Below are 752 nucleotides of genomic sequence, written 5' to 3' on the forward strand. Positions count from 1 at the left end.
TAATGAATTTCTCTCGCTGTCCTCTATCAAATCTAGGAGCTTTTCCTCTGCCAGTGCGCTCAAGATCAAGATACTCGTGGAACTGGTCATGAGGGAATCTCCCGAGAACATACTCTAGCTCTGACGCGAGGAATGCATCATCATGAGGAAATTTTGCAAAGCCTGCCGAAAGATATCGTTTTTTCCATCCCTCGCAGATTTGGTTTTGCCTCACCCGCAACGTCCTATATGCCCATTCACCAAAAGTAGATATTTGGACGTCCGAATTTGCAAAATGCTTTCTTTGGCTCTCAGCTAGTTGGTTAACATACCCCATGAGTGTCCTGTTATATGTGAACACGTGTGCCCTAACGGGCGTTGAATCACCACTTCTCTTTTTTAATCCAGACATTCTTCCCAAAACAATTCTTAATCTGAGGAGGCATGTAGTCGTTTTACCGCTCCCAGCAGCCCCTTTGATAATCATAGTTTGAGGATCGGGAACGAATAATTTCAGTTGCTCTGGCGAGGGTTTAACATCCGCTAGCACTTTCATTCGTCAAATCCTCTGACTGCTCATTCGTTAATGCCTGACAAGCCTCCGCGATATGGTTGGGAAAGCTTGTTAGTTCAAAATAGATTTCACACAATTCGTATCCCTTTATGCAACCTCTATACGATTCGAAGTATCTTGCAACTAATTATTTGACGACACAGATGGGTTGATGAATTTTCTAAGAATTCAAGTCAGATAGGAACATTGTTCGTCGAGT

General features: G+C 43.1%; 1 protein-coding gene. It reads right to left on the reverse strand.

All coding sequences use genetic code 11. The annotated features are described in order from the left end of the window. The coding region (locus tag RDU24_RS09425) for a hypothetical protein (RefSeq protein ID WP_308735495.1) at positions 1-535 on the reverse strand (535 nt) is incomplete at its 3' end. Positions 536-752 lie beyond the last annotated feature (217 nt).

The organism is Humidesulfovibrio sp. (genome assembly GCF_031082295.1).
Lineage (GTDB): Bacteria > Desulfobacterota > Desulfovibrionia > Desulfovibrionales > Desulfovibrionaceae > Humidesulfovibrio.